Here is a 3,656-nt window from a genome sequence, read left to right on the forward strand (position 1 = left end):
GGGTTATGAAGTGGGTGGGGCGAGCGGCGCGGGCTCACCCGGGGAAGGGGGCGCCGGGACGTGCGTAGCGCACCCAGCAGATGACGGCGCACAGTGCCGAGTAGACGGCGCAGATCCAGAACCAGGTGGCGGCGTCCATGGCCGACAGGGCCACGCCGACGAAGAACGGCCCGAAGCAGGCGACGGCGGCGGTGAAGCCAATGGCACCGCCCGCCTGCCGCTGGGGCATGATCATGGGCATCTGCTTGAAGGTGCCCGCGTTACCGATACCGGCGAAGAAGAACATGGCCAGCATGACCCACAGGAAGGGTCGGAAGCTTGACGGGTCGCTGGGGTGGAGGTACAGGGCTGCCCAGCCGAGTGTCACCGCCATGCCGACGGCGGATACGAAGGTCCAGAAGGCGCCGGAGATCCGGTCGCACAGCGGCCCCCAGGCTACGCGCACGAGGGAGCCGATGAGGGGGCCGAGGAAGGCGTAGGTGGCGCCGCGAGGCAGGTCGGTGTATCCCGATGCGGCCAGCGTCGAGTCCGGTCCGAAGGTGTTGTTGATGAGCAGGCCGAACTGTGCGGAGAAGCCGGAGAACAGGCCGAAGGTGAGCACGTACAGCAGCGTCATCAGCCAGGTGTCGGGGTTGGAGAAGATGTCGATCTGTTGGCGGAAGTTGGCCTTGACCGGCACATCCTTGAGCAGCCAGAAGGCCAGGATGGCCGCCAGAATCGCCCAGGGCACGAAGAAGATCGCGGCGTTGTGGACGAACAGCTCGGTGTTGTCGGCGGTGCGCTGCGGGGCGATGAAGGTGATACCCAGCAGGCCGAAGCCCATGAGCCAGGGGCCCAGGATCTGGATGATGGACATGCCCAGATTGCCCAGTCCGGCCTGGACGTTGAGGGCGGTGCCGGATAGCCGCTTGGGGAAGAAGTAGCCGGTGGAGGGCATGTAGCCGGAGAAGGTGCCGCCGCCGATGCCGCACAGGAAGGACAGCAGCAGCAGGACGGCGTAGGGGGTGGAGGTGTTCTGCACGGCCACGAACCAGCCCAGCATGGGGATGAGGTACAGCAGGGAGGAGATGCCGATGAGCTTGCGGGTACCGACGATGGGCGGCAGGAACATGTACACCAGGCGGATGAGTCCGCCGGACAGCCCCGGCATCGCCGTCAGCCAGTACAGCTGGCTCGCGGTCAGGTCGAAGCCGATGTCCTTCAGCCTCGGGGCGATGGCGGAGACGAGGAAGAACACGCAGAACGCGATCACCAGGGAGAAGGTGGTGATGATGAGCGTGCGCCAGGCGATGGGCGCGGACCAGTGCTCCGGCTCCTCGGGATTCCAGCCGTTCAGGACCCGGCCGGTGGTGTCTAGCTGACTCATAGTGTGCAGACTCCTGGGGTGTGGGGCAATGAAGCCGCCGGGCAGACCGGCGACGCCGTCCGGTGGGACACCTGCGGGAGAGCCCCCGGACGATTCATTCATGATGCCTGAGTGGTGGACGATCGCGGCTGTGGGTGGATCTTTTGGCGTGGACTGGCGTGTGCGGCGGGCCGAATTGACCCGGCGGGTCCCGTAATAAGAAAGGGGCGTGTGAGCTAATACATATGGATGGCCGCATCGTTGCTGGTCGGTGAGGGTTTGGGACGGAGGCGGCGAGGTGCGGATACAGACGAGCGGAGGCGGGACGCCGGGTGGGGCGGGGCGCTCCGGAGCCGGCGCTGCGGCACGGGCCGGTCCGGCCGATTACCGTGGCGTCCATGAGCCAGCCCAGCCCCCATCATTCCTCGCCCAACTCCGAGCCCGCCGGAGGAATCGCTTCTGCCTCGGCTGCTGAGGGCATTTCCCCTGTTCCTCAGAAGGGCCTGCACCCTCTGCCCGAGCCGGTCAAGGGCGCGGTCATCACGGTGTCCGATCGTTGCGTGAGCGGCGAGCGCGAGGACGTTTCCGGGCCTTTGGCGGCGCGACTACTGCGCCAGCACGACGTCATTGTCGACGCCGTGCGGGTGGTGCCCGACGGGGAGGAGCCGGTGCGCGCAGCGATTCGGGAAGCCATGGCCGACGGCGCCCGGGTGGTGCTCACCACCGGTGGTACCGGGGTGACGCCACGCGATCTCACTCCCGAGGGCACGGCCCCGTTGCTGGACGTGCGGCTGGAGGGAATTGAGGCGCAGATCCGCGCTTACGGTTTGACCCACACGCCGCTGTCGAGTCTGTCGCGTGGCCTCGTGGGGGTGACCGGTCGTGGCAGCGACGGCGTCCTGGTCGTCAATGCTCCCGGCTCGCGCGGCGGCGTCAAGGACACGATCGCCGTCGTCGGCCCGCTTGTGCCGCACGTCCTGGAACAGCTCGGCGGCGGCGACCACTGAGCCGCCCGCTCACCACCCCTTCACCGAAATCGGCACTAATGACGTGCCGAAACCGGCACTAATGACGTGCCGAAACCGGCACTAATGACGTGCCGAGACCGGCACTAATGACGAGAACGACGGAACACCCGTGGCTGGCGGGCCGTCCTTCCAGAGCCGCGGGCGGGCACCGGCGGATGATCAGCGTGCGGCGCGCGGGCGCTCCCGCTTGGTGCGCAATCCGATGACCGGACGACCCTCGCATGCCGTGCGGGGCAGCAAATCGTGCAGTTTCTCCAGCGCGCGGTCGGTGTCACGCACGTCATCCGGTGAGAAGTGTGCGATCTCGAAGCCGCGGTCGGCGAAAACCTCGTCGCGCGCAGCCCGCTGGGCGAGGACGGCGTCGGCATCGTGGCGCAGCTTGACCAGGCCATCTACCTCGGCGGCCCTGCGCAGGTCCCACCAGCCGAGGTCGGCGTAGAAGGTGGTGACTTCGGTGCGCAATGGCATCTGAGGCACCGGTGACGTCATCCCATTGACCAGGCAGATACGGCGCAGCTCCGTCTCATAGGGCGACTGGCTCCAGGGGGTGGCGGCTTCGATAACAGCTCGTGCCCGCCGCACTCCGCGTTCGCCGCGGCGGCCATCCAGCCTGGCCAGCACCCGCCTCCGCAAGGCGTTCGCCTTCCGATTGATCTCCACAGCGCGGTCCCAGGGACGGCCGACGGCGTCGTGTCCTGAGCCGGCGGCGGTGGTTGGCGGCAGCGCCCCCGCGGCCACCGCCAGCAGCGAATCGACGGCAACCAGCGCCGCATCTGGTTCGAGAAATCGCGCGCAGTCTTCCAGCGTGCGTTCGATTCCGGTCACGCGCAGCCCGCCGATGATGACGACGTCGTCGTCGGGAATCTCAAAGCGGTGCCGACGCAGTGGACGCGCCGAGAGTGCCCGACGACGGTCGAGCGGGCCGAGATCGCGACCTGGCGGGCGTGAGGGGTCGCGCCGTGTGGCGGGTCGGCGCAGCCCGGAGACGTGATACGGGACGGCCAGGTGCAGCGAGCGCGGAACACGCCAGGTGGCCGCGCCGTGAAGCACCACCGCGCTTTCTAAGACGATGACGCCGGTGAGCTCGTCGGTACGGACGGTTTCAAGCAGGGCCATGTGGGTGACGGCCTGCCGCTCCCATGCTGCGGCATCGGGTGGGATGCGGATGTAGGCATCGCGTCGGACCGGCGTGAGGCTGCCGGAGTGGATGCCGTCCTCCAGCGCGCGGCGTCCTACGGTGGAACGACGAACGAGTACTGGAAGGATGTTCTCTTATACACATT

At 67.7% G+C, this 3,656-nt stretch carries 3 protein-coding genes; 1 reads left to right on the plus strand and 2 read right to left on the minus strand.

Going from position 1 to position 3,656, the window contains the following annotated elements; genetic code table 11:
- Positions 1-34: 34 nt before the first annotated feature.
- Positions 35-1,366, minus strand: a complete 1,332-nt coding sequence (locus RWX45_RS01575; protein WP_316022036.1) for a nitrate/nitrite transporter — start codon at positions 1,364-1,366, stop codon at positions 35-37.
- Positions 1,367-1,743: 377 nt separating this feature from the next.
- On the opposite strand from RWX45_RS01575, the gene RWX45_RS01580 reads away from it, so the two are divergent.
- A complete protein-coding gene (locus RWX45_RS01580; protein ID WP_316022037.1) occupies positions 1,744-2,352 on the plus strand; it encodes a MogA/MoaB family molybdenum cofactor biosynthesis protein in 609 nt (202 codons plus the stop codon).
- A 180-nt stretch (positions 2,353-2,532) separates the two neighbouring features.
- On the opposite strand, the gene RWX45_RS01585 is transcribed toward RWX45_RS01580, so the two are convergent.
- Positions 2,533-3,489 carry a hypothetical protein gene (locus RWX45_RS01585; RefSeq protein WP_316022038.1) on the minus strand — a complete coding sequence of 319 codons (957 nt, stop codon included), beginning with the start codon at positions 3,487-3,489 and terminating at the stop codon, positions 2,533-2,535.
- Positions 3,490-3,656: the final 167 nt, after the last annotated feature.

This window comes from Actinomyces sp. MRS3W (genome assembly GCF_032465695.1).
In the GTDB taxonomy this organism is placed as follows: Bacteria; Actinomycetota; Actinomycetes; order Actinomycetales; family Actinomycetaceae; genus Actinomyces.